The following is a 21219-nucleotide window of genomic DNA, read 5'->3' on the forward strand; positions in this document are numbered from 1 at the left end:
CAATGGTGAAAACACCACGGAAACCGGGCGTTGGGCTTGCCTCAAAGCCTGCTCAGGCGTAGGTGACCAGCTACCGCAGCGTCGCCAGATAGGCCGCCATGTCACGCGCATCGCCCTCTCTTACACCCATGTCGGGCATGGCGGTCAGCGGCTTGACGATTTTTGGCTGGCGTATCCACAGCACCAGGTTGTCCTGTGTGTTGGCCAGCTTGCCGGCAATCAGGCTACGGCCGGCCAGGCCCTGCAGCGGCGGCCCGACGTTCGGCGATGAGCTGGTGATTCCCGGAATCGTGTGGCAAGCCTGGCAGGCGTGCATCGCCAGCGCCAGCCGGCCCCGCTCCGCATCGCCGGTGTAGTTTGGCGCCACAGCCTGCGCCCGGCCCGGCGCGGCATCGGCTTTTGCGGTGGCCTGCGCGTAAGCCTGCGGGCTCAGGCTGGGCAGCTGCTGCACAAAGGCCGCTACGTCCCACAGCGCTTCTTCGTCCAGCCGGAATTGCCAGGCGGGCATGCCGCTCATCTTGATGCCGTGGCGCGTGATCCAGTAAATCTCGCGCGGCCGCCAGCGCTGCATGGCGTCCACCAGCGGTCCGGGCGCGGGCTGCATGCTTTTGCCGATATCGGCCTGGGCCACACCCGGCGCGCCATGGCACTGCACGCAGTGATCGCGAAAAAGCGCCGCGCCGCGCACCAGCCGCCCTGCATCGTCCAGCGGCGGCGTCGCGATGTGGCGGGCACGCCAGCGCACCGAACGGTGCATCGTGGTTTCTAGCAGCGAATACACGGGCTGCAGATGCTGCGAGGTGGCACTCACGTCATACACGCCGCTGTACACCACCACGCCTGCACCGGCCAGCGCGGCTCCCAGCAGGGCGGCAGCAGTGGCCAGGACCATCGTGCTGTTTCTCATGCCAGCCATTGTGCGGCGGGCGTTCGCCTGCCAGGGCAAGTGTCGGCATTGTCCTGCACGGATTTGCGTACGCCCGGACAAGAATCGGCCCATGCTGCGCATGCCCCTGTTTTCCGTTCGGCGCTCATGTGTCCTGGCGATATTTCCCCTGCTTGCGGCATGCGGCGACTCTCCTTCCGGCGCCCCCGGTTCCATGGCACCACCGCAATTCACAGCGCGCGCCGATCCCATGCTGGGCCAGCGCCTGATCACGCAATACCAGTGCGGTAGCTGCCATGCGATTCCCGGCGTGGCAGCGTCACGCGGGCGGCTGGGCCCCTCGCTGCAGGCCTTCGGCAAGCGCAGCTACATTGCCGGGCGCGTGCCCAACAGCCCTGACGCCCTGGCGCAATGGCTGGTGGCGCCCGCCTCCCTGGTGCCCGACACCGCCATGCCCAGCATGGGGGTGTCGCCAGAAGACGCGCGCCACATGGCCGCTTACCTGGGGCAGCTCGAGTGAGCGCACCCCTGCTGCCGCAGCTTCAGTCGATGTTCGCGCCGGCCGGCGAATCGGCCGCCCGCATCACCAGCCTGAGCTGGGTGCTCATCGTCGGCGCCGCATTGATTTTTGCCGCCGTGATGGGCTTGCTCGTGTGGGCGATACGCGTGCAGGGCCGCCGCCCGCTGCGCACCCGCTTGTGGATCGTGGGCGGTGGCGTGGTTTTTCCGGTGGCGGTGCTGGCGGCTCTCCTGGCCTGGAGCATGGCGCGCACCCCCGGCTGGATGGAACGCCCGCCACCCGACGCATTGATCATCGGCATCACGGCGCACATGTGGTGGTGGGAAGTACGCTTGCGCGATCCGGCCAGCGGCCGCGAGGTGAGGCTGGCCAATGAGCTGCACCTGCCCGCAGGCCGGGCGGTGTGGCTGGGCCTGAGCAGTCCGGATGTGATCCACAGCTTCTGGGTGCCGGCACTGGGCGGCAAGATGGACATGGTGCCCGGCCGGGTCAGCCACTTGATGGTGCAGGTGGACCAGTCCGGCAGCTGGCGCGGCCAGTGCGCTGAATACTGCGGTGAGCAGCATGCCCGCATGGCCTTGCATGTGGTGGCGCACACGCCCGCCGCATTTGACGCCTGGCTGGCCGCGCAGGCGCTGCCCGCGGCCACGCCCACAAGCGCGCTGCTTGAACGTGGACGGGATGCCTTTTTGGCGCAGCGCTGCAATGCCTGCCACACGGTGCGCGGTGTGGCCGAAGAGGGCCGGCTGGGCCCCGACCTCACACACGTCGGCAGCCGCCTTTACCTGGGCGCCGGCACGCTGCGCAACCAGCCGGGCGCGATGGCGCAATGGGTGGCACACACGCAGGACGCCAAGCCCGGCGCGCGCATGCCTTCATCAGCCGACATGGACCCGGCAACACTTCAAGCGCTGGCCGCTTACCTGGAGCACCTGAAATGACAGACGCGGCCGGCCGCCTGCCCTCCAGCCTGCCGCGCCCTCCCGGCGAGCTCGAGCGGCTGGAGCGCGCCTGGCGGGCGCCCAAAGGCTGGCGGCTGCTGTCAGCCGTCAACAACAGCCACATCGGCGTGTTCTACATCGCCACCGCGCTGCTGTTTTTTGTGCTGGCCGGTGTGCTGGGCCTGATGATGCGCGCGCAGCTTGCGCTGCCCGGCAACACCCTGCTCAGCGCGCAGACCTACAACCAGGTCTTCACCATGCACGGCACAGTGATGATGTTTTTGTTTGCAGTGCCGGTGGTCGAGGCAGTCGCGGTCTACCTGCTGCCCGGCATGCTGGGTGCGCGGGACCTGCCGTTCCCGCGCCTGAGCGCCTACGCCTTCTGGGCCTATGCCATAGGCGGCGTCGCGTTTTTCTGCACCCTCTTCTTCGGCGTGTCGCCCGACGGCGGCTGGTTCATGTACCCGCCGCTCACCGGCAAGGAGCATTCACCAGGCCTGGGCGCCGACTTCTGGCTGTTGGGCATAGGTTTTATTGAAATCTCGGCGATTGCCGGGGCGATTGAGCTGATCATCGGCATCCTCTTCACGCGCGCGCCGGGCATGACGCTGGCCCGCATGCCGGTATTTGCCTGGGCCATGCTGGTGACGGCCTTCATGATCGTGTTCGCCTTCCCGGCCATCATTGCCGGCACCTTGCTGCTGGAACTGGAGCGCGCTTTCGACTGGCCTTTTTTCATCGCCGCGCGCGGCGGCGACCCGGTGCTGTGGCAGCACCTGTTCTGGTTTTTCGGCCACCCCGAGGTCTACATCATCTTCCTGCCGGCCGCCGGCATGGTGTCCATGATGGTGCCGGCCATGGCGCAGACGCCGCTGGCCGGCCACCGCGCTATCGTGCTGGCGCTGGTGGCGGTCGGTGTCATCAGTTTTACGCTGTGGGCGCACCACATGTTCACGGCTGGCCTGGGCAGGCACGCGATGTTTTTTGTCTCGGCGGCCAGCTTTGCGGTAGCGATCCCCAGCGGGGTGCAGGTGTTCTCCTGGATCGCGACCTTCTGGAAGGGCCGCGTTCAGATGAACGCGCCCACGCTGTTCTTACTGGGCTTTCACTTCATCTTCGTGCTGGGCGGGCTCACCGGCGTGATGGTGGCGGTGCTGCCTTTCGACTGGCAGGTGCACGACACATACTTCATCGTCGCCCACCTGCATTACGTGCTGATAGGCGGCATGGTGTTTCCGGTGTTTGCCGGCCTGTACTATTGGCTGCCGGTGTTCAACGGCCACCGCCTGTCTGAACGCGCCGCACGCTGGGTGTTCGGCCTGATGTTCGGCGGCTTCAACCTCGCGTTTTTCCCCATGCACATCAGCGGCCTGCTGGGCATGCCGCGGCGCGTATACACCTATGCCGGCGACCTTGGCTGGAACTTCCTGAACCTGCTGTCGAGCGTGGGCGCCTTCATCCTGGCGCTCGGCGTGCTTGTGTTTTTCATCGACGCCGCGCGCGTGCTGCTCAAAAAGAAAACAGCACACGGCAACCCGTGGAACGCGCCCACACTCGAATGGCTGCCGCAGGAAGACTACGCTATGCGCAGCATTCCGCAGATCACGTCACTCGACCCGCAATGGGACAGGCCAGCGCTGGCTGCCGAAGTGGTGGCGGGCCGCCACTGGCTGCCCGGCACACATTCCGGCGGGCGTGAAACGCTGGTGACCAGCTGGCGTGACGCCGTGCCCCGGCACCTGCTGGTGCTGCCCGGCGACAGCTGGTGGCCGCTCATTGCGGCGGCGGGCACGGCCGGCTTTTTCCTGCTGCTGACGGTGGCGCAGGTAGTACTGGCGTTTGCCTGCGGCATCACGGCCGTCGTCGCGATGGTGGTGTGGCTGTGGCAGACCGACAAGCCGCCGCATGCGGCGACAGCCGAGGTGGCCGACGGCATATTTTTGCCCGTGGGCGCGAGCGGCACGGCCTCGCATTCGTGGTGGGCCATGATCATCCTGCTGTGTGTCGATGCCACGGTGTTTGCGTCGCTGGTGTTTGCGCATGTGCATGTGTCCATGGCGGCCGAGATTTGTCCGCCGCCTGGCGCGCAATTGCCTGCGTGGGTCTGGCCGGCGACTTCGGCGGTGCTGATGCTACTGGGCTCTGTCGCCATGGCTGGGGCACAGGTGCTGCTGCGCCGCGGGCACAAGACGGGCGCATGGCTTCTGGTGGTGTTCGCGCTGGCGAGCCTCGTTGCGGCTTTCTGGGCAGGCGGCTGGGGGTTCCAGCTGGCAGGCTTGCAGCCCGCCTCAAACGCCTGGAGCGCAACCGTGGCCGCCATGCTTGCCTGGCAGGGGTTTCATTGCGCGGTGCTTGTGCTGATGGGAGGCTACGTTTGCGCGCGCGCCTGGGCCGGCAGGCTGCGGACAGACGCACGCGCCTCTTTAGACAACACGGCCTTGCTTTGGCATTACGTCACCGTGCAGGGCCTGGCCGTCCTGGGCGTTGTTTACCTGATGCCTCAACTGGGCTGAGCTTCCTGGAGAGATGAGGCGTTCTATGCATAGGTGATCCAGCTCGCGTGCTCGGGTGCATCCAGATGCGGCAAGGTGTTGTAGGTCACCAGCATGTGGCGCTTGGGCGTGAATGCAAACTCCGTGAGCGAGCAATTGCGTATCCGCAGGTTGAGTTCAATTGTGGTCTCGGGAGTGGTGCCCAGCACATGGCCGACGGCGGTCGAGATAGGCCCGCCGCTGGAAACGAGCAGCACATTGCCCGTGTGCGTAGAGCGCACGTGGTCCAGCACATCGGTCACGCCCGTCACGAATTCCGTGTAGCTGGGCATGCCCCTGGGGCTGACCACACCGGCCATCCACTGCGCCAGGCCGTCGCGCAGCAGGCGGAAGTGGCCGCGGTACTCCTCGGGCGTGGTGGGTTTTTCGAGCTTGTGCGGGTGGATGGCGCCAATCACCGCGTGGCTGTCGTATTCATTCAGCCCCGGCCGCTGTGTGGCTTGCATGGTGGCGCCCATCCCTTCGCAGATGCCCGCAAAGGTATTGACCTGCCGTTGCAGCGTACCGGTGAAGGCGGCGTCAAACGTGATGCCTTTGTACTTGAAGTATTCGCCTAGCCGCACGCTTTGCTGGCGCCCCATGGGGCTGAGCACGTCGTAGTCGTCTTCGCCAAATGAGGCCTGGCCGTGGCGCACGAGGTAAAGGTTTCCCATGGCTGGAATTGTGCGGCGGGCAGCAGATACGGCTAGTCCCGCGTGTGACCGGCGCAGGCCCCCCAAAGTCCAGTCCAGCATGAGCCGCGGAACCGGCTTTGCCGGGCCGCAGGCGGGCGGCCCCCTCGGGGGCAGGGAGTTACACGCAGTGAACGACCGTGGGGGCTCTTTAGCCAGCTAGCACTTTGGCGACAGTCGCCGTATCCACGTTGCCGCCGCACAGGGTGGTGCCCACCACCAGGCCTTTGAGCTGGGCTCGCTCCTGCATTGCCGCGGCAAAACTCGCCGCGCCCGCGCCTTCGGCGACATTGTGCGTGTCAGCATAAAGCGCACGTATGGCCTGGGCCACTTCATCGTCGGTCACCTTCACGATGTGGTCCAGGTGCGGCAGCAGGATGTCGAGCGCCGCGGGGTCGGCAACGCGGCAGGCCATGCCGTCAGCCAACTGCGTGGTGACGGGTGCTTCCACCACACGGCCGGCGGCCAGCGAGTCGGCATAGGTGGTGGCGTGCGCGCTGACCACGCCGACGATGCGCAGCGTGCGCTTCAAGGCCAGCTTGGCGGCAATGGCTGCGCACGCGCCCGAACCCTGGCCGATGGGCACATACACCACATCGAGTTGCGGCACGGCCAGCATGAATTCCCACCAGTAGGTGCTCACGCCGCGAAGCAGGCCCGCATGAAAGCTGGGCACCATGTGCGCGCCGCGCTCGGCAGCCATGCCAATCGCAAACTCGCGGCTGGCCTGGAAGTCGTCGCCGTGTTCGATCAAGGTGACGCCCAGCGCGCGCATGGCTGCGTTTTTCTCAACCGAGTTGCCATGCGGAACCACGATGGTGCAAGGCACGCCATGCGCGCGGGCGGCCCAGCCGATGCTCTGGCCGTGGTTGCCGCGTGTGGCGCTGACGACTTCTGTGGGCATCTCGCCCCGCTGCTTCAGCCCTTCAAAGTAGGTGAGGCCGCCACGCAGCTTGAACGCACCCACCGGCGTGTGGTTCTCATGCTTGATCCAGCAGTCGGTGCCCAACCGCTGGCTGGAGAGGCCCCAGCGGTATTGCGGCGTGGCCTGGAACTCGCGGTAAACGACGCGCGCCGCGTCTTCAATCTCTTGCAGCGAGGGCAGCATGTGGTTCTCCAGCGCAGGCGCGCGATCCAACACGGCGCTCATGCGGCCGCCCGCTTTTCAGCCAGCAGGCGCAGCGCCAGCAGGCCCAATACCGTGCCCATCACGTAGCGCTGCACACGCATCCAGCTGATGTTGCGATTCAGGAAACCGGCAATCGCCGCGGCAAAGCAGATCAGGATGGTGTTTACACCGGTGCTGACGCTGATCTGCACCGCGCCCAGCGTCAGGCTTTGCAGCAGCAGGTCGCCGCGCTCGGGGTGCAAAAACTGCGGGAAGAACGAGAGGTAAAACATCGCCACCTTGGGGTTGAGCAAATTGGTCATGAAACCCATGAGGAAAAGCGTGCGCGGCGGATCGTGCGGCAGCTCCCGTGTTTCAAAGGGCGCCAGGCCGCCGGGCTTCACGGCCTGCCACGCCATCCACAGCAGATAGGCCGCACCCGCCACCTTGATCGCATCGAAGGCAAGCGGCACCGCCAGCAGCAGCGCCGTCAACCCAAAAGACGCGGCCAGCAGATGCACCACAAAACCCAGCGCCACGCCGCTGAGCGACACCAGCCCGGCGCGGGCGCCCTGGCACAGCGTGCGCGAAATGCAATAAATCATGTTGGGCCCGGGCGTGAGCACCAGTACCAGGGCGGCAAGGGCAAACCAGGCAAGTTCTGAGGCACTGAACATTAAATCCCCTTTGACTCGATCGTGACGAGGCCGCGCGGAGTCTGCAGCGTGGCGATGAGATTGGGCGGGCCTTCTGCCAGGCCCACGCCCGCCAGCCCCATGGCTTCATAACCGCCGCGCAGGGCGTCGGGACGCGGATGGCTGGCATGCAGCGACTGCAGCGTGACGCCCGACGGCGCCATGCCATCGGCCGGGTGCGCATCGCCCCATTGGATCAGCGTTGGCAAGGCGCCGTAAAAAAGCCGCTGGCCGTCTTCGCGCACGGTGATCTTCCAGCGCAGCAGGCCTTGTGGCGTCATGCGCGAGACGTCCAGCACTTCGCCACGGTCCAGCCCCTGGCGGGCAAGCGCCCGCACCGCCGCGCCTACCCGGGGTGTGGACGCCACAAAGTGCGCAAGCTGCGGGCCGGTTTTGCCCAGCCGCAGCTGCAACTCCTGGTCGTCCAGGTCAAACCAGCGCCTGGCCGGTGCTGTTCGTGGATTTTTAGCTTCTGAATTGATAGCGATAATCTCGAAATAAGCACGCGGAAAAGCCGGCGAAGCCACCGTGAACAGCCGGTTGTGCGTGCCCATCAGCCCGTGCTCACCGCCCGGCCCGGGCGTGATGCCCAGCACTCGTTTGCACCACTGCACACCCTGGTCCAGGCTGGCCGCCACGACGACCAGATGGTCGACCTGTGAGCTCAGCGGAGTAGGTGCGGTGTTGCTGATTTCCATGGCCGTGGTTTTTTTAAAGTGTCACGCGTCCATCGATGCAGGTGACTGATTCGCCGCCCACCCACACCTGGCCTGCTGCATCGCGTTCGATATGCACCTGGCCCGCGCGACCCAGGCAGACGCCTTGCGAAGCGGTGTAGCGCTCAGGCGCGTGGCCTTCGGCGATCAGCCATTGGGCCAGGCTGGCATTGAGGCTGCCGGTGACGGGGTCTTCGTCGACGCCGATGGGGGAGGCGAAGGCACGTACTTCGAAATCCGGGGCTGCTTCAGGCGCGGAGGCCGCAAAGGCTTTGGCCTCGCGGTTGGCGCGTGCAATCAGCGGCGCCGTGTTTTCATGCGGGTAGCGTGCAACCACGCCGACCTTGGTGCCCAGCTTGGCCAACGCCTTGTGGTCGGGCGTCAGTTGCAGCACGGTTTCAGGGCTGTCAAGCAGCAAGCCCAACCACATTGGGCCGTTGTCCAGGCATTGGGCCGCCAGAATGCTCGTCGCCTTGATTCCCAAAGCGCCGGCCACCTGTGCCAGCAACGCGGGGCTGGGTGCGGAGCGCTTCAGGCCAGGCGCGGCAAATGCCAGGCGCTTGGAGCCCTTCTCGCGGCGAATTTTCACCAGGCCCACTTTGCATTCCTGCACGATGACGTCTTTGCTGTGCGGCTGGCCTCCGGCCTCCAGCCAGCTGTGGCAGCTGCCCAGCGTGGGATGGCCGGCAAATGGCAACTCTCCGCCGGGCGTGAAGATGCGCACGCTGTAATCAGCCGACGAATCGGTGGGCGGCAACAGGAAGGTGGTTTCCGATAGATTGGTCCATTTGGCAAAGCGCTGCATGGCGGCGTCATCCAGGCCGCTGCCATCCATCACCACGGCCAGGGGATTGCCAAAGTATGGAGTGGGGGTGAACACATCGACTTGCTTGAATGCACGTTGCTTCATGGGTTTTCAGTTTTCCAAAAGAAGGTTTCAGGGTTTATGACAAGGGCAGGTCCAGCACGCCGCGCGTGGCGGGCCGCGCCAGGATGTTTTGGTACCAGCGGTCCAGGTGCGTTCGCGCAGCGCGGGGCTGCGGCAGCCCAAACCAGCGATGCATCTCGCAGGCCAACGGGATGTCGGCCATGCCGAAGCGCTCACCGCCGATATAGGCGTTGTTGGCCAGGTGCGCATCCAGCAAGTCCAGCAGTGCTTCGGTGGCGGCCACCGACTGCGCGATCAACGCCGGATTGCGCTGCTCGTCCGGTGTGCGGATCCACTGGATAAAAGCAGTGCGGCCGGCCGGGTTGAAAGTGGTCTGCTGCCAGTCCATCCATTGTTCGGCGGCAAAACGCTCAGGCAAGCTGGCGGGGTAGAAATCTCCATGCGAATATTTGGCGCAAAGGTAACGCACGATGACGTTGGACTCCCAGATGCGCACATCGCCGTCTTCCATCAGCGGCACCAGTGAGTTCGGATTTTTCTGCCGGTAGTCCGCCTCTTTCACGATGCCAAACTGGCCGCCGGCGTCAGTGCGCTGCATCGTGAGGCCCAGTTCCTGCGCGGCCCACACGACTTTTCGCACATTGATGGAGCTGATACGCCCCCACAAATGAAGCATGGATCAAACTCCTTTGGAAGGACGGTCGAGCAGCAACAGGCGCAGCGCCAGCCCGGCCATGACAAAAGCCAGAAACCCGCGCTGGAATTTCGCAGCGCCGGGCCTCGCCTGCAGGCGGCGCCCAATCTGCCCGCTGAAGGCACCCAGCATCGTGTTGAACACCAGCGCCATCGCCGAGAGCAAAACACCCAGCACCAGCAACTGCAGCGTCACATCGCCACGCGCCGGGTTCACGAACTGCGGCAGGAACACCATGAAAAACAGCAACGCTTTCGGATTGACCAGGTTGTTCAGCAGCGCCATGCGCACGATGCGCGCAAAGCCCGCAGGCTGGGCTTCGGCGGCGCTTCGTGCACCGGCGGGGCGCAAGGCCTGCCACGCGAGCCACAGCAAATACAGCGCGCCGGCATAACGCAGCACATCAAAAGACGGCGGCCAGGTCGCGACCAGCGCGGTTACTCCCGTGGCGGCGCACAGGGTGTGGACAAGGTCTGCCGCCGAGATGCCGAGGGCCGCCGCAAAACCGCCGCGCACGCCATGCGTCAGCCCTTGCGACAGCACAAAGGCCATGTTGGGGCCGGGCGACGCAAAAAGCGCCAGCACCGCCAGCACAAAGAGCGACAGCGTGCCTGCGTCAATCATGCTGCTGCGCGCAGTTCAGGCACACCGGTGGGCAGTTGCTCGCGAATGGCTGCTGCCAGCGCGGCGATGCCGATGTTGATCTGCTCGACGCTGGACGTCACGAACGACAGGCGCAGCGTGCGGGCGTCGGCATGGTCGGCATAAAAAGCCCAGCCGGGCACAAAGGCCACGTTGCGCTCCACTGCCTTGGGCAAGAGATCGATGGCGTTCATGCCCTCAGGCAAACGCACCCACAGGAACATGCCTCCGGCCGGCGTGTTCCAGCTCACACCTTCGGGCATGTCGCGTTTCATCGCGGCCAGCATGGCGTCGCGCTGCGACTTGTAGAGCGCACGAATCGTGGGCACATGGCGCTCCAGGAAGTTGTTCTTCATGGTCTCCACCACCATGCGCTGGTTAAAGCCCGGCGTGTGGAGGTCGGCGGCCTGCTTGGCCTGCAGCAGCTTGGGATACAGCGACTTGGGCGCGACCAGGAAGCCCAGCCGCAATCCGGGTGCAAGGATTTTGGAGAAGGACCCCATGTACACGCAGCCTTCGGGGTTACGCGCGGTGAGCGGCAGCGGCGGCGGCGTGTCAAACCACAGGTCGCCATAGGGGTTGTCTTCCACAATAGGCAAGCCCAGGCGTGCGGCCTCTGCGCTCAGCGCGGCGCGGCGCGCCTCGCTCATGGTGCGGCCGGTCGGGTTCTGGAAGTTGGGCAACACATAAAAGAAGCGCGCACCGGCAGCTTTGCTGGCGAGATCGGCGATGTCTACTCCTTCTTCGTCGCTGGCCACGCCCACCACTTCAGGTTCCATCGGCGTGAAGGCCTGCAGGGCGCCAAGGTAGGTGGGCGTCTCCACCAGCACGCGGCTGCCTTCGTCGATCAGGATCTTGGCGATCAAATCCAGGCCCTGCTGTGAGCCGGTAGTGATGAGCACTTGTGCCGGGTCGACTTCCCAGGGCAGCATGGCGGCGACCATTTCACGCAGCGGCGCGTAGCCTTCGCTGGCCGCATACTGCAGCGCAGCATGGCCGTCCTCGCGCAGCACCTTGTCACACGCTTCCCGGAAGGCGGCGACCGGAAAGGTCTTGGGCGAGGGCAGGCCGCCGGCAAAACTGATGATGCCGGGCTTTTCGGTGACCTTCAGGATCTCGCGGATCACTGAAGGGTTCATCTTGTGGGCGCGTTGCGCCTGGGTCCATTCCATCTTGCTCATTTCACTCTTCTCCTTTGGGGCTGTCAAAGCCAAGCCCGGTCACACAAAAAACTTCTCCAAAGCACTGGTAAAGCATGCTCCCCATGGGGGCCCAAGGCCGGACGAACCAGCAGGTTCATTCTGCACCCCTTCCCCGCGTTTGCATGGCGTGAATCAGGCTCACCGCCTGCGGCGCCACGCTTCCCGGAATGCCCCAGTAATCAAATATGCCGCCGTCGGCCGCGTGATGCCCGCAGACGACAAATACACCCGTTCCCAGCTGTTGCTTGAACTCGCTGGCGAGCCAGCCTACAAAGCCGCTGTTGGGAATACCGGGCGCGAAATGAAAGCACACCACGGCATAGCGGTCCTCAGCAATGGTTGATGCAGATGCGGGTACCAGCGCGCTCCAGACTTTGCTGTCACGCACCAGGGCCAACGCTCCGCTTGCAAGGTTGGCCGCCAGATGTGCGGGAAACTGCGCCAAGGGAAATTCGGTGAAGGTGTAGTCGCCCGGCAGCACGTCCAGGCGCGCGTGCGCCATCACGCGCAAAAGCCGTTTGCTTGTTTGTTCGGGGGTTTCGGGCGTCACGTCCATCAGCTTGGGGTCCGGTTACCGTCAAGGCGCACCGGAGGTTTCCGGTGCCAGCTGTTCCTGCAAATTCGCTTTCAGGTGCGCAAGCCCGCGCGCGACGTATTCTTCTTTTTCACCGACGGGGGCAAAGTAGTGCAGCACCTCGCGGGCATCGTCGATGCCCTTCAGCCGGGCAATCAACCATGCGCAGATGTATTGGGCAGACATGCAACCACCCGCAGTCGCCAGGTTACCCTTCGCGAAGAAGGCTTGGTTCAGGATGCTCACCCCGGCCGCCTGTACCCAGGGCTTGCTGGTCAGATCTGTACATGCCGGCATCTGCCCGATGAGTCCCAGCCTGGCAAGCAAAAATGTCCCGGAGCACTGCGCTGCGATGAGCTGCCTTTGCGGATCGAGCTGCAGTTGACTGAGGATGGATGCATCGTTGGCAACTTCACGCGTTTTCATTCCGCTTCCTATCAATACGGCATCGGCCTGGTTGGCTTCTTTCAGGGTGATGTGTGCATCGATGGTGAGGCCGTTCATGGAGGTCACCTGCGCAGTGGGGCTGGCAATGCTGACTCTCCAGCCTGCATCACCCCGTAGCGAAATGCGGCTCAGCATTCCATAGGCGATCAGGGAGTCCAGCTCGTTGAAACCGTCAAAGGTGAGGATGGCGATATGCATGAAAGTTTTCCTGGTGCGTGTAGGGGGATGTTCACGGCTGGTGGTGAATCAATCCACGACAAACAGTTTGGCCCCTGAAGGCGAAGTCGACCGGTGGGCTTCAGCGCCGTCTGCCACCTGGTAGCTCATGCCGGGCAGCAGCACGTGCACACTGCCGTTGTCCAGCTCCGTATGCAGCTCGCCTTCCAGGCACAGCAGGATGTGGCCTTTGTTGCACCAGTGATCGGATACATACCCGGGTGTGTATTCCACGATGCGCACACGCACATCGCCAAACTTGCGGGTGCGCCAGAAAGCCTTGCCTTTCAGTGCGGAATGTTCGGTGCGCTCCACGTTGGACCAGTCGGTGGTGCCGAAGGGAATTTCATTCATCTGCATCTGCTTACTCCGTGACCGACACAATGGCTTCGATTTCCACCGCAAAGCCGCGCGGCAGGGAGCCCACGCCGACTGCGGAACGCGCATGACGGCCAGCCTCGCCGAATACCTGCACCATGAGATCAGAGCAGCCGTTGATGACTTCGGTATGCCCCATGAAATCGGGTGTTGCGTTGACCATGCCCAGCAGCTTGACCACACGGCGCACGCGCGAGAGTTCGCCCAGGGCGACCTTCATGGTGGCAATCAGGTTCAGTCCGGCTTCGTGGGCATATTTGCGGGCTTCCTCCGCGCTGATCTCGCGCCCGACCTTCGGCACCGCAGCCATGTCCTGTCGCAGTGGCGAGCCCTTGCCTGACAGGTAGAGCATGGAGCCGTCGAGCACCCAGGCATCGAAGTTACCGCGCGGCGCGGTCACCGTCGGCAGAACCAAGCCGAGTTGCTGCAGGCGTTGTTCGGGAGTCATCGATGCTTCCTTGTTAGGGATGATTTGTTTTTTCTGGAAATCAGGGAGGGCGGCGGACGGATTCAAGCCCGCTTCCGCTGATTGGGTGTGATGTGCGCGATGGTGCCGTCGCCGTAGGAGCGCAACACCTGCGAAATGACGATGTGAAAGCCTTTGTACCACTGGGTGTACTGGCGTTTGGCTTCCAGGTGCTTGGGATGCGCCGAAAAAACGCGCAGCGATTCCTCGGTTTCCCAGAAGTAAGTGGCATTGGTCAGCACCCCATCCGCCGAACGCCAGGACTCCGCACCCAGGTAACCGGGCGTGGCGTGAGCGGCTTCTTCGATCAGCGCGTCCAGGGTGTGGAATCGCTCGTCGTAGGTGCCGGGTTCAAAGATAAAGGCAGCTGAGTACATCAAGATTTCCTGGTGTGAAGCAGTGGGTCCGGGCCCGATGCCGGGAAGCTGGGGGATGGATGCACCGGCATCTTCCTGCCGATGAAAACGGTGGCGATCACGGCCAGACCAAAGCCCACGGTCACCGTGTCCAGGCTTTCGGCCAACAGCGGCACGGCAAATAGCATCGAAAGGAATGGCTGCACGAGTTGTACCTGGCTCACCCGCACCGTGCCACCAAGCGCCAGGCCGCGATACCAGGCAAAAAAGCCCAGCCACATCGAAAACACCGCCACATACCCAAACCCCCACCAGGCCGACGCCTTGACTGCCCCGGCAGGCCAGCTCAAAGCAGCCAGCGGCAGGGTCAGGGGCAGGGACAGCAGCAGCGCCCAGCAGATGACATATTCGGCTTGCATGCGCTGCGACAGTTTGGCGCCATAGCCATAACCCACGGCGGCGCACAGCATGGCGGCCAGCAGCAGGAAGTCCGCCGGGCTGATCGAGAGACCGCCGCTGCCCGAACGCAGCATGGCAAACGCCACCACCAGCGCGCTGCCCAGCACAGCGCAAAGCCAGAAACCTGCCGATGGGCGCTGGCGGTGCAACAGCGCGCCCACTGCCGCTGTGGCCAGCGGCAGAACACCGACGATCACGCTGGCATGCACAGCCTCCACGTGGCGCATGGCGATTGAGGTGAGCAGCGGAAAACCGAACACCACGCCGGCTGCCGTGATGGCCAGCGGCCACCAATCCCCACGCCGGGGAAAGGGGGCGCGCATGGCCAGCAAAAACACCGCCGACAAAGCCGCCGCCACCACGGCCCGGCCCAGTGCTATGAAGATGCCCGACATCTGCGGCGCATCCGGCGTGCCCACAGCCAGGCGCGTCATCGGCAGCGTGACCGAGAAGATCACGATGCCCAGGAAGCCGAGCCATAGGCCTTTGGTGATTTGCGTCTTGTCCGGACTCATATGAACAGCATCCAGATCGCCGTGGCCACCAGCACAGCGGCCATGACGTAGTTGAACCAGCGAAGCCTGAGGCCGCTGCCGGCCGGGCCGGTCAGCCAGTCGCGCAGCAGCGAGCCGGCCAGCGCGTAAACCAGGTTGCTCACAAATGCATAGGCCAGCATGACGGGCAGCACGATGGCCAGGCGCATGGCCGGCGCTTCGCGCCCGGCGATCCAGCCGCTGACGATGGCCAGCGCGAGCATCCAGGCTTTGATGTTGACGAACTGCAGTGCCGCGCCCTGCCAGAAAGTCACGTTGAGCCGGTCCGCGTCGGCCTGGCTGAGCTGGCGCGACTGCGAAATCTTGAATGCCAGCCACAGCAGGTAGGCTACGCCGATGATCTTGACGGCCCAGGTGAGCAGCGGCACCGCCACCACCAGCGTGCCAAGGCCCAGGGCGCACACCAGAAGCAGCACGCCCCAGCCGACCGGCACTGCGCAAACAAAAGGCAGGGCGCGCCTCAAGCCGTGGTTAGCCCCCAGCGCGGTAGACAGTGTTGTGTTGGGTCCCGGGGAAAAACTCATCGCCGTGGCCAGCACCAGTAAAGCCATAAATTCTTGCCAATTCATGCCTCAGACTTTATAGTTGAAAGCAGTACACCATCAGTACAGTTAACGGTACAAATCTCCAAACTGTGCTGGTCAAATAGTCAACACACAAGCCCGGCGAGGGTGGCAAAAGGTTGCGCCATGCTGATGAAAACCGCTTCCCAGTCCCTGACCGAACAGCTCTCGGCCCGTTTTGCCGAACGTATCCGCAGCCGCCTGCTGGCGCCAGGCGCGCGCCTGCCATCGGTGCGGTTGTGCGCAGAGCAGCAGGGCGTGAGTGTCTCCACTGTGGTGGCCGCTTATGACCAGTTGCTGGCGCAGGGCTTGGTGGTGGCGCGCAAGAACCGCGGTTTTTTTGTCCGCGACGCATCGTTTAATGCGGCTCTGGCGCCTATCTCTCAAGTGCAGGCAGCTACAAAAGCAATAGCAGGTAAACCGGCGGCAACAGACCTCGCCGCCGGTCTCGCCCCACTGGGCGCCTGGAGCACTGCAAGCTGGATCGCCACGCGGCAGGCGCCGGTCGATGCGACCGCGCTGATACGCGGCATGTTTCACAAAGTCAGCAACAAGCCGCAGCCTGGCATGGGCGTGTTTCCGCCTGATTGGCTGGAAACCAGCTTCATGCCGACGGCGGTGCGCAAGGTCACCAGCGTCAGCGCGTTGCGGGATTTTTCGCTGCAGTATGGTGAGCCTATGGGTGACACCGGCTTGCGCCGCGCGCTGTCGCATAAATTAAGCGCCCTCAATGTGCATGCGGTGCCTGAGCAGATCATCACCACGGTGGGTGCCACGCACGCGCTGGACATTGTGAGCCGCACGCTGCTTCGCGCCGGCGACTGCGTGATGGTGGAAGAGCCCGGCTGGGCGGTGGAGTTCGCCCGGCTGGACGCCCTGGGCATGCGCATCCTGCCGGTACCGCGCCGCGCCGACGGGCCCGACCTGGAGGTGATGGCGCAGTACTGCGAGATCCACCAGCCCAAATTGTTTGTCAGCGTGAGTGTTTTCCACAACCCGACCGGGTACTGCCTTACGCCCGGCAGTGCCCACCGGGTGCTGCAGCTGGCAATGCAGCACAACTTCCACATCGTTGAAGACGACACCTACAGCCACCTGGCGCCCGAGCACGCCACCCGGTTGTGTTCACTGGATGGCCTGCAGCGCACGATTTATGTCAGTGGGTTTGCCAAAATTCTGGCGCCCGGCTGGCGCGTAGGCTTCATGGCCGCGCCGCCCGACCTGGTCGAACGTCTCCTCGACACCAAGCTTCTGGCCACGCTCACGACACCGCCCCTCTTGGAAAAAGCCTTGGCGTGGTGCATAGACCAAGGCCAGCTGCGCCGCCATGCGGAGCGTATACGCACCCGGCTTGATGCTGCGCGTGCGCGCAGCGTCAAGCTGGCCATCGCCCACGGCTGCAGCTTCGCGGCCGAGCCTGCCGGCCTTTTCGGCTGGGTGGACACCGGCGTTGACACCGATGCGCTGGCGCAGCGCATGCTGGACGAGGGCTATCTGATTGCGCCAGGGGCGCTGTTCCATGCAGTGCGTACACCCAGCACGTTGATGCGCATCAACTTTGCGACGACACAGGAAGCCGCGTTCTGGAAGGTGTTTGCTCGCTTGCGCGACGCAGTGAAGTAAGCCGCCGCACTCCTTTTTACTCAATCAGCCGGAACGCTGCGGCCGGACGGCGAGATAAAAAAAGGGGCGGCGCCCTGCCTTGAGCTTGCCGACGAGGTTCGTCGGCCGGCAGCGCATTCCTCCAAAGCTGAAAAGACGCGAAATCAACCGTTACGCCTTTGCGCGTATTTCGGCGCTGGACAGCACTCTGTTCCGAGGCCTCGCTTCTTCTTGTCTTCTGGTGGCGACTCTCCTCTCTCTCTCTCTCTCTCTCTCTCTCTCTCTTCAAAACTTGAGTCCACAGCCTCAGGCTGTCACCCGTCCATTCCGGTGTGACCTATGGCGGTTGCCCCGGGGACCTGACTAGCCGGCCCGGTTTCTTGTTGCATCTCCTGAAACTGTGTTTATAACCAGGCAAAAAGAGTCCACAGAGACCCCTGAGGAGCAAAAAATATTAACCCATTAATATTATTTTTAACCTAAAACTTCAGTTTTCTCATTCGCAATCAACTGTAACTGATTGTTATAAAATAGAAAAATGGCCATCTTGAATTCAATTGAATAGCCACATTACCGAGGTTTTCTTCACGAAATGGGCATTTTTTCGCTCGGTATTTTGTAAAAATGCACTAATCAAACATCAAATAGGTGATTAGTAACATAAAGTTACGCCTACAAACACATATGGATACATGTGTGGCCGCTACGGCGCCACAAAGGTCGTATCCGGGCTCCATTTTCCGAGCGTAACAAAAGGACGAACCAATGAAATCAACCCTGAAATTTTGTATTTTTGCCGCCGGAGTGGCCTTGGCGCAGGGGGTTCTGGCTCAAGCCTCGCCAGTGACTTCCCAGCTGCTCGCACAGCGGGTAGAGATGGCGGGCGGCAAGCCGGTGCTCAAACCGGCGGGCGACGGAAAGCCTGGCGATGTATTGCAGTACAGCGCCACCTATCGCAATACCAGCGCTGCTGCCGCCGGCAAGCTTCTGGCAACCGTCCCCGTGCCGCCCGGCACCACCTTTATCGCGGCAAGCGCAGACCCGGCACAAGCCCTGGCATCAACGGATGGAAGCGCCTTCTCCCCCATGCCGCTGACCCGCATGGTCAAGCAGGCCGACGGCAGTGCGCGCAAAGAACCCGTCCCATTGGCCGAGTACCGCGCCCTTCGCTGGGAAATCGGTACTTTGCCCGCGGGCGGCAGCACTGTCGTCAGCCTGCGCGTACGCATTGATTCACCTGTGGCCACGGTGGCCGCCAAGCCGTAATGACGGTCAGGTCCCCCAGCCGTTGCGCTTCCCGCCTGGCGGGCGGCGCATTCCTTTTTTTTTAGCGTTTCTTGTTAATTGTTTGTTGATCCACTGTTGTCTTGTAGCCAGGAGAAAAAAGCCATGTATGCCAATCCCTCGAGTCCGCAGCCTATAGGCTTGCGGCACTTCTTCACCCACTGGATTGTGGGATTGTTTGTCGCCGTCGCGCTGGCTCTGGCCGGCCTGGCAGCCCACGCCGCGCCGCCGCCGGCCGGCACATCCATCAGCAACCAGGCCTCGGCCACCTACTCTGATGCATCGGGCATTACCCGCACGGTGACGTCGAACGTGGTGCAGACCACGGTGCAGCAGATCGCGAGCTTGACGCTTGCAGCCAATGGTGCGCAAAACGCGACGCCCGGCAGCGTGGTGTATTACCCGCACACCCTGACCAACACCGGCAACGGCACGGACACGTTCAACCTGACCACCAGCAATACCGGTGGCTTCTCGATGGCGAGCGTCCAGATTTTTGCCGACAACGGCAGCGGCACGCCGACCGGCCCCGCTATCACCTCGACCGGCGCGCTGGCCGCAGGCGGCATCTTCAAGTTCATTGTGGTGGGTACTTTGCCCGGTACTGCAACGGCGGCTCAGACCAACACCATCACGGTGACTGGCACCAGCGTGTTTGACCCGACGAAAGTCCAGTCCAACACCGACGTGACCACGGCCACGACCAATGCGGTGGTGACACTGACCAAGTCGGCGAGCGTTTCCAGCGGCTCGGCAGGCACGGCCATCACCTACACGTTGACCTACACGAATACCGGCAACAGCACGGCCACCGCCGTGGCTATCACCGACATCCTTCCGGCTGGCCTCACCTACACCGCCGGCTCCGCACGCTGGAGCGTCACCGGCGCCACGGCGCTGAGCGACGGTGGCGGTTCCAGCGGCTCGGCGCCCAACACGCTGACGTCTGGCTACACCCTGGGCACCAAGACCCTGCTCGTGACGCTGAACCAGGTCACCGCGGGCCAGTCGGGCACCATCAGCTTCGGCGCGACCGTGACTGCCGGTACTGCGCCCGGTACGCTGAACAACACGGCAACGACCTCGTACAACAACGGTGCCGCTACGGTCACCGGCTCTTCCAATACCGTGCCCTTCACGGTTTTGCAAACAGCCGCAGTGACACTGACCGGCACCACGGTTCCCGGCCCGGCTGCTCCAGGTTCGACGGTGAGTTTCACCAACACTGTGACCAACACCGGAAACGGCTCCGACACCTTCAACATGACGCTGAGCTCGGGTAATTTCCCTGCCGGCACGACCTTCCAGCTGTTCAAGAGCGACGGCGTCACGCCGCTGGTCGATACCAACAGCGACGGCACGGTTGACACCGGCCCGCTGGCCGCAGGCGCTACCTACAACGTGATCCTCAAGGCAACGCTGCCGCCGAACGCGACCAACACGGGGGCGCCTTTCATCATTGCCAAGACGGCAACGTCCGTGTTTGATCCGACCAAGACGGCCAGCGCCAATGACCAGTTGACAGCAGTGGCCAACGCAGCGGTTGACGCCACCAACAACTTGCCGACCGCAGGAGGCGTCCCGGGCGTAGGCGTGTTTGCCAACGGCGAAGGCGCAGCGCAAGTCACCAACACGCTGAACCCCGGCGCCTCGACGGTCTTCACCATCGTGGCCAACAACACCGGCCCTTCGCCGGACAGCTACAACCTGGGCGCCAGCACGGTCAATACCTTCGCCAGTGTGACGCTGCCGGCCGGCTGGACGGTCAGCTTCCGTGCCGACGGCGGTGCGGGCAACTGCTCGACCACCGGCGCGACCATCACCAACACCGGCGCCGTGGCCGCCGGCGGCAACGTCGTCGTCTGCGCAGTGGTGGGTGTGCCAGCCGGCTTTGCCGCAGGCACCACGCAGCTGTACTTCCGTACGCTGTCGCCTACGTCAAACGCTTCGGACACGCTGCACGACGCCGTGATCGTGAACGCCGTGCGCTCGGTCACGCTGACGCCCAATGGCGCCGGCCAGACCTATCCAGGCGGCTCTTACGTCTACAGCCACACGCTGACCAACTCCGGCAACGTGCTGGAAGGCAATGGCACGGTCAGTACGGTCACCCTGGCCGCCGCCGACAACCAGGCCGGCTGGACTTCCGCGCTGTACTACGACGCGAACAGCAACGGCGTGCTCGATGCAACCGATCCTCAGATCAGCAGCACCCTGCACGCCGCGGGTGTCCTGCCTGCGGGCCTCGCCCCCGGCGCTTCCATCACCGTGTTCAACAAGGTGATCGCACCGAGCGGCGCGACTCCTGGCGCTGTGGATGCCACGACCATCACGGTCACTACCAGCAATGGCAGCTACGCGACGACGGTTCCCGCCGTGGCCACGGCTGTTGACAGCACCACCGTGATCGCCGGCAACCTGACACTGACCAAGGCCCAATCCCTGGATACGGCCTGTGCCGGCGCCAACGGCGGCACGGTCTACGCGGCAGCCACGCTGAGCGCCAGCCCGAACCAGTGCGTGCTGTACCAGATCACCGTCACCAACGTCGGATCCGCCAACGCGACCACCGTGGTGGTTTCCGATGCGACGCCGAGCTACACGACGCTGAGCAGCGCGGCCGCCACCACAGTGGGAACCGTGACCGGGCCGGCCGCAGGCACCACCGGTACCGTCACCGCGACGATCGGCACCCTGACGCCCGGTCAGTCGGCCATCGTGACGTTCGGCGTGCGGATCACTCCGTAACTCCCTGCTGATGACCCGCGGGAAGCGAAAGCTTCCCGCTTTTCAAAGAGCACATG

The 21219-nt window shown here is 63.8% G+C and carries 22 protein-coding genes; 6 read left to right on the forward strand and 16 right to left on the reverse strand.

Annotated elements, in window-relative coordinates; genetic code table 11:
* Positions 1-70: 70 nt before the first annotated feature.
* Positions 71-907 carry a c-type cytochrome gene (locus ACQ4MS_RS11795; RefSeq protein ID WP_431094670.1) on the reverse strand — a complete coding sequence of 279 codons (837 nt, stop codon included), beginning with the start codon at positions 905-907 and terminating at the stop codon, positions 71-73.
* A 91-nt stretch (positions 908-998) separates the two neighbouring features.
* On the opposite strand from ACQ4MS_RS11795, the gene ACQ4MS_RS11800 reads away from it, so the two are divergent.
* From ACQ4MS_RS11800 to ctaD, 3 genes are read left to right on the forward strand one after another with little or no spacing between them, the layout of a single operon-like run.
* Positions 999-1406 (forward strand): c-type cytochrome, encoded by a 408-nt coding sequence (locus ACQ4MS_RS11800; RefSeq protein WP_431094672.1) that lies wholly within the window; start codon positions 999-1001, stop codon positions 1404-1406.
* Positions 1403-2347 carry a cytochrome c oxidase subunit II gene (locus ACQ4MS_RS11805; protein ID WP_431094674.1) on the forward strand — a complete coding sequence of 315 codons (945 nt, stop codon included), beginning with the start codon at positions 1403-1405 and terminating at the stop codon, positions 2345-2347. Before ACQ4MS_RS11800 ends, ACQ4MS_RS11805 begins: the two co-directional genes overlap by 4 nt.
* Positions 2344-4860: a cytochrome c oxidase subunit I gene (gene ctaD, locus ACQ4MS_RS11810; protein WP_431094676.1), complete on the forward strand. Its 2517-nt coding sequence runs from the start codon at positions 2344-2346 to the stop codon at positions 4858-4860. Before ACQ4MS_RS11805 ends, ctaD begins: the two co-directional genes overlap by 4 nt.
* A gap of 23 nt (positions 4861-4883) precedes the next feature.
* Here the strand turns inward: ctaD and ACQ4MS_RS11815 are convergent, their stop codons facing one another.
* The 15 genes from ACQ4MS_RS11815 to ACQ4MS_RS11885 form a co-directional block, all read right to left on the reverse strand.
* A complete protein-coding gene (locus tag ACQ4MS_RS11815) occupies positions 4884-5552 on the reverse strand; it encodes a histidine phosphatase family protein (RefSeq protein WP_431094678.1) in 669 nt (222 codons plus the stop codon).
* A gap of 169 nt (positions 5553-5721) precedes the next feature.
* On the reverse strand, positions 5722-6720 hold the full coding sequence (locus tag ACQ4MS_RS11820) for a threonine dehydratase (RefSeq protein ID WP_431094680.1): 999 nt from the start codon (positions 6718-6720) through the stop codon (positions 5722-5724).
* The gene (locus tag ACQ4MS_RS11825) at positions 6717-7355 is read right to left on the reverse strand and encodes a LysE family translocator (RefSeq protein ID WP_431094682.1); all 639 of its coding nucleotides are present in this window, start codon (positions 7353-7355) and stop codon (positions 6717-6719) included. The genes ACQ4MS_RS11820 and ACQ4MS_RS11825 overlap by 4 nt, the downstream gene beginning before the upstream one ends.
* Complete coding sequence (locus ACQ4MS_RS11830; protein WP_431094684.1) at positions 7355-8071, reverse strand: VOC family protein; 717 nt, start codon at positions 8069-8071, stop codon at positions 7355-7357. Before ACQ4MS_RS11830 ends, ACQ4MS_RS11825 begins: the two co-directional genes overlap by 1 nt.
* 13 nt (positions 8072-8084) lie before the next feature.
* Complete coding sequence (locus tag ACQ4MS_RS11835) at positions 8085-8999, reverse strand: PhzF family phenazine biosynthesis protein (RefSeq protein WP_431094686.1); 915 nt, start codon at positions 8997-8999, stop codon at positions 8085-8087.
* Positions 9000-9033: 34 nt separating this feature from the next.
* Entirely contained in the window at positions 9034-9654 is a 621-nt protein-coding gene (locus tag ACQ4MS_RS11840) for a glutathione S-transferase family protein (RefSeq protein WP_431094688.1), read from the reverse strand.
* A gap of 3 nt (positions 9655-9657) precedes the next feature.
* Positions 9658-10296 (reverse strand): LysE family translocator, encoded by a 639-nt coding sequence (locus ACQ4MS_RS11845; RefSeq protein WP_431094690.1) that lies wholly within the window; start codon positions 10294-10296, stop codon positions 9658-9660.
* Positions 10293-11486 (reverse strand): PLP-dependent aminotransferase family protein, encoded by a 1194-nt coding sequence (locus ACQ4MS_RS11850; protein ID WP_431099582.1) that lies wholly within the window; start codon positions 11484-11486, stop codon positions 10293-10295. The genes ACQ4MS_RS11845 and ACQ4MS_RS11850 overlap by 4 nt, the downstream gene beginning before the upstream one ends.
* A gap of 124 nt (positions 11487-11610) precedes the next feature.
* The gene (locus ACQ4MS_RS11855; RefSeq protein WP_431094692.1) at positions 11611-12072 is read right to left on the reverse strand and encodes a DUF6196 family protein; all 462 of its coding nucleotides are present in this window, start codon (positions 12070-12072) and stop codon (positions 11611-11613) included.
* A gap of 21 nt (positions 12073-12093) precedes the next feature.
* Positions 12094-12735 (reverse strand): DJ-1/PfpI family protein, encoded by a 642-nt coding sequence (locus ACQ4MS_RS11860; RefSeq protein WP_431094694.1) that lies wholly within the window; start codon positions 12733-12735, stop codon positions 12094-12096.
* A 48-nt stretch (positions 12736-12783) separates the two neighbouring features.
* Positions 12784-13113 carry a DHCW motif cupin fold protein gene (locus tag ACQ4MS_RS11865; RefSeq protein ID WP_431094696.1) on the reverse strand — a complete coding sequence of 110 codons (330 nt, stop codon included), beginning with the start codon at positions 13111-13113 and terminating at the stop codon, positions 12784-12786.
* A 4-nt stretch (positions 13114-13117) separates the two neighbouring features.
* The gene (locus ACQ4MS_RS11870) at positions 13118-13579 is read right to left on the reverse strand and encodes a RidA family protein (protein WP_431094697.1); all 462 of its coding nucleotides are present in this window, start codon (positions 13577-13579) and stop codon (positions 13118-13120) included.
* Between the two features lie 62 nt (positions 13580-13641).
* Positions 13642-13974 carry an antibiotic biosynthesis monooxygenase family protein gene (locus ACQ4MS_RS11875; RefSeq protein WP_431094699.1) on the reverse strand — a complete coding sequence of 111 codons (333 nt, stop codon included), beginning with the start codon at positions 13972-13974 and terminating at the stop codon, positions 13642-13644.
* Positions 13974-14927, reverse strand: coding sequence for a DMT family transporter (locus tag ACQ4MS_RS11880; protein ID WP_431094701.1), 954 nt, complete (start codon positions 14925-14927; stop codon positions 13974-13976). The genes ACQ4MS_RS11875 and ACQ4MS_RS11880 overlap by 1 nt, the downstream gene beginning before the upstream one ends.
* Entirely contained in the window at positions 14924-15535 is a 612-nt protein-coding gene (locus tag ACQ4MS_RS11885; RefSeq protein ID WP_431094703.1) for a LysE family translocator, read from the reverse strand. The genes ACQ4MS_RS11880 and ACQ4MS_RS11885 overlap by 4 nt, the downstream gene beginning before the upstream one ends.
* 120 nt (positions 15536-15655) lie before the next feature.
* On the opposite strand from ACQ4MS_RS11885, the gene ACQ4MS_RS11890 reads away from it, so the two are divergent.
* The 3 genes from ACQ4MS_RS11890 (at position 15656) to ACQ4MS_RS11900 (ending at position 21163) form a co-directional block, all read left to right on the forward strand.
* Positions 15656-17152, forward strand: a complete 1497-nt coding sequence (locus ACQ4MS_RS11890; RefSeq protein WP_431094705.1) for a PLP-dependent aminotransferase family protein — start codon at positions 15656-15658, stop codon at positions 17150-17152.
* A gap of 744 nt (positions 17153-17896) precedes the next feature.
* Complete coding sequence (locus ACQ4MS_RS11895) at positions 17897-18397, forward strand: hypothetical protein (RefSeq protein WP_431094707.1); 501 nt, start codon at positions 17897-17899, stop codon at positions 18395-18397.
* A 123-nt stretch (positions 18398-18520) separates the two neighbouring features.
* Entirely contained in the window at positions 18521-21163 is a 2643-nt protein-coding gene (locus ACQ4MS_RS11900) for a beta strand repeat-containing protein (RefSeq protein WP_431094709.1), read from the forward strand.
* Positions 21164-21219: the final 56 nt, after the last annotated feature.

The sequence above is a fragment of the Polaromonas aquatica genome (assembly GCF_050626995.1).
GTDB lineage: Bacteria > Pseudomonadota > Gammaproteobacteria > Burkholderiales > Burkholderiaceae_C > Polaromonas > Polaromonas aquatica_A.

What these genes read in the sequence shown, in the direction of transcription:
- ACQ4MS_RS11840 (WP_431094688.1), bottom strand. Translation starts at nt 9,654, where the DNA reads ATGCTTCATTTGTGGGGGCGTATCAGCTCCATCAATGTGCGAAAAGTC.
- ACQ4MS_RS11845 (WP_431094690.1), bottom strand. Translation starts at nt 10,296, where the DNA reads ATGATTGACGCAGGCACGCTGTCGCTCTTTGTGCTGGCGGTGCTGGCG.
- ACQ4MS_RS11825 (WP_431094682.1), bottom strand. Translation starts at nt 7,355, where the DNA reads ATGTTCAGTGCCTCAGAACTTGCCTGGTTTGCCCTTGCCGCCCTGGTA.
- ACQ4MS_RS11890 (WP_431094705.1), top strand. Translation starts at nt 15,656, where the DNA reads ATGCTGATGAAAACCGCTTCCCAGTCCCTGACCGAACAGCTCTCGGCC.
- ACQ4MS_RS11860 (WP_431094694.1), bottom strand. Translation starts at nt 12,735, where the DNA reads ATGCATATCGCCATCCTCACCTTTGACGGTTTCAACGAGCTGGACTCC.
- ACQ4MS_RS11865 (WP_431094696.1), bottom strand. Translation starts at nt 13,113, where the DNA reads ATGCAGATGAATGAAATTCCCTTCGGCACCACCGACTGGTCCAACGTG.
- ACQ4MS_RS11835 (WP_431094686.1), bottom strand. Translation starts at nt 8,999, where the DNA reads ATGAAGCAACGTGCATTCAAGCAAGTCGATGTGTTCACCCCCACTCCA.
- ACQ4MS_RS11850 (WP_431099582.1), bottom strand. Translation starts at nt 11,486, where the DNA reads ATGGAATGGACCCAGGCGCAACGCGCCCACAAGATGAACCCTTCAGTG.
- ACQ4MS_RS11795 (WP_431094670.1), bottom strand. Translation starts at nt 907, where the DNA reads ATGAGAAACAGCACGATGGTCCTGGCCACTGCTGCCGCCCTGCTGGGA.
- ACQ4MS_RS11900 (WP_431094709.1), top strand. Translation starts at nt 18,521, where the DNA reads ATGTATGCCAATCCCTCGAGTCCGCAGCCTATAGGCTTGCGGCACTTC.
- ACQ4MS_RS11830 (WP_431094684.1), bottom strand. Translation starts at nt 8,071, where the DNA reads ATGGAAATCAGCAACACCGCACCTACTCCGCTGAGCTCACAGGTCGAC.
- ACQ4MS_RS11800 (WP_431094672.1), top strand. Translation starts at nt 999, where the DNA reads ATGCTGCGCATGCCCCTGTTTTCCGTTCGGCGCTCATGTGTCCTGGCG.
- ACQ4MS_RS11870 (WP_431094697.1), bottom strand. Translation starts at nt 13,579, where the DNA reads ATGACTCCCGAACAACGCCTGCAGCAACTCGGCTTGGTTCTGCCGACG.
- ACQ4MS_RS11885 (WP_431094703.1), bottom strand. Translation starts at nt 15,535, where the DNA reads ATGAATTGGCAAGAATTTATGGCTTTACTGGTGCTGGCCACGGCGATG.
- ACQ4MS_RS11880 (WP_431094701.1), bottom strand. Translation starts at nt 14,927, where the DNA reads ATGAGTCCGGACAAGACGCAAATCACCAAAGGCCTATGGCTCGGCTTC.
- ACQ4MS_RS11875 (WP_431094699.1), bottom strand. Translation starts at nt 13,974, where the DNA reads ATGTACTCAGCTGCCTTTATCTTTGAACCCGGCACCTACGACGAGCGA.
- ACQ4MS_RS11815 (WP_431094678.1), bottom strand. Translation starts at nt 5,552, where the DNA reads ATGGGAAACCTTTACCTCGTGCGCCACGGCCAGGCCTCATTTGGCGAA.
- ACQ4MS_RS11820 (WP_431094680.1), bottom strand. Translation starts at nt 6,720, where the DNA reads ATGAGCGCCGTGTTGGATCGCGCGCCTGCGCTGGAGAACCACATGCTG.
- ACQ4MS_RS11895 (WP_431094707.1), top strand. Translation starts at nt 17,897, where the DNA reads ATGAAATCAACCCTGAAATTTTGTATTTTTGCCGCCGGAGTGGCCTTG.
- ctaD (WP_431094676.1), top strand. Translation starts at nt 2,344, where the DNA reads ATGACAGACGCGGCCGGCCGCCTGCCCTCCAGCCTGCCGCGCCCTCCC.
- ACQ4MS_RS11855 (WP_431094692.1), bottom strand. Translation starts at nt 12,072, where the DNA reads ATGGACGTGACGCCCGAAACCCCCGAACAAACAAGCAAACGGCTTTTG.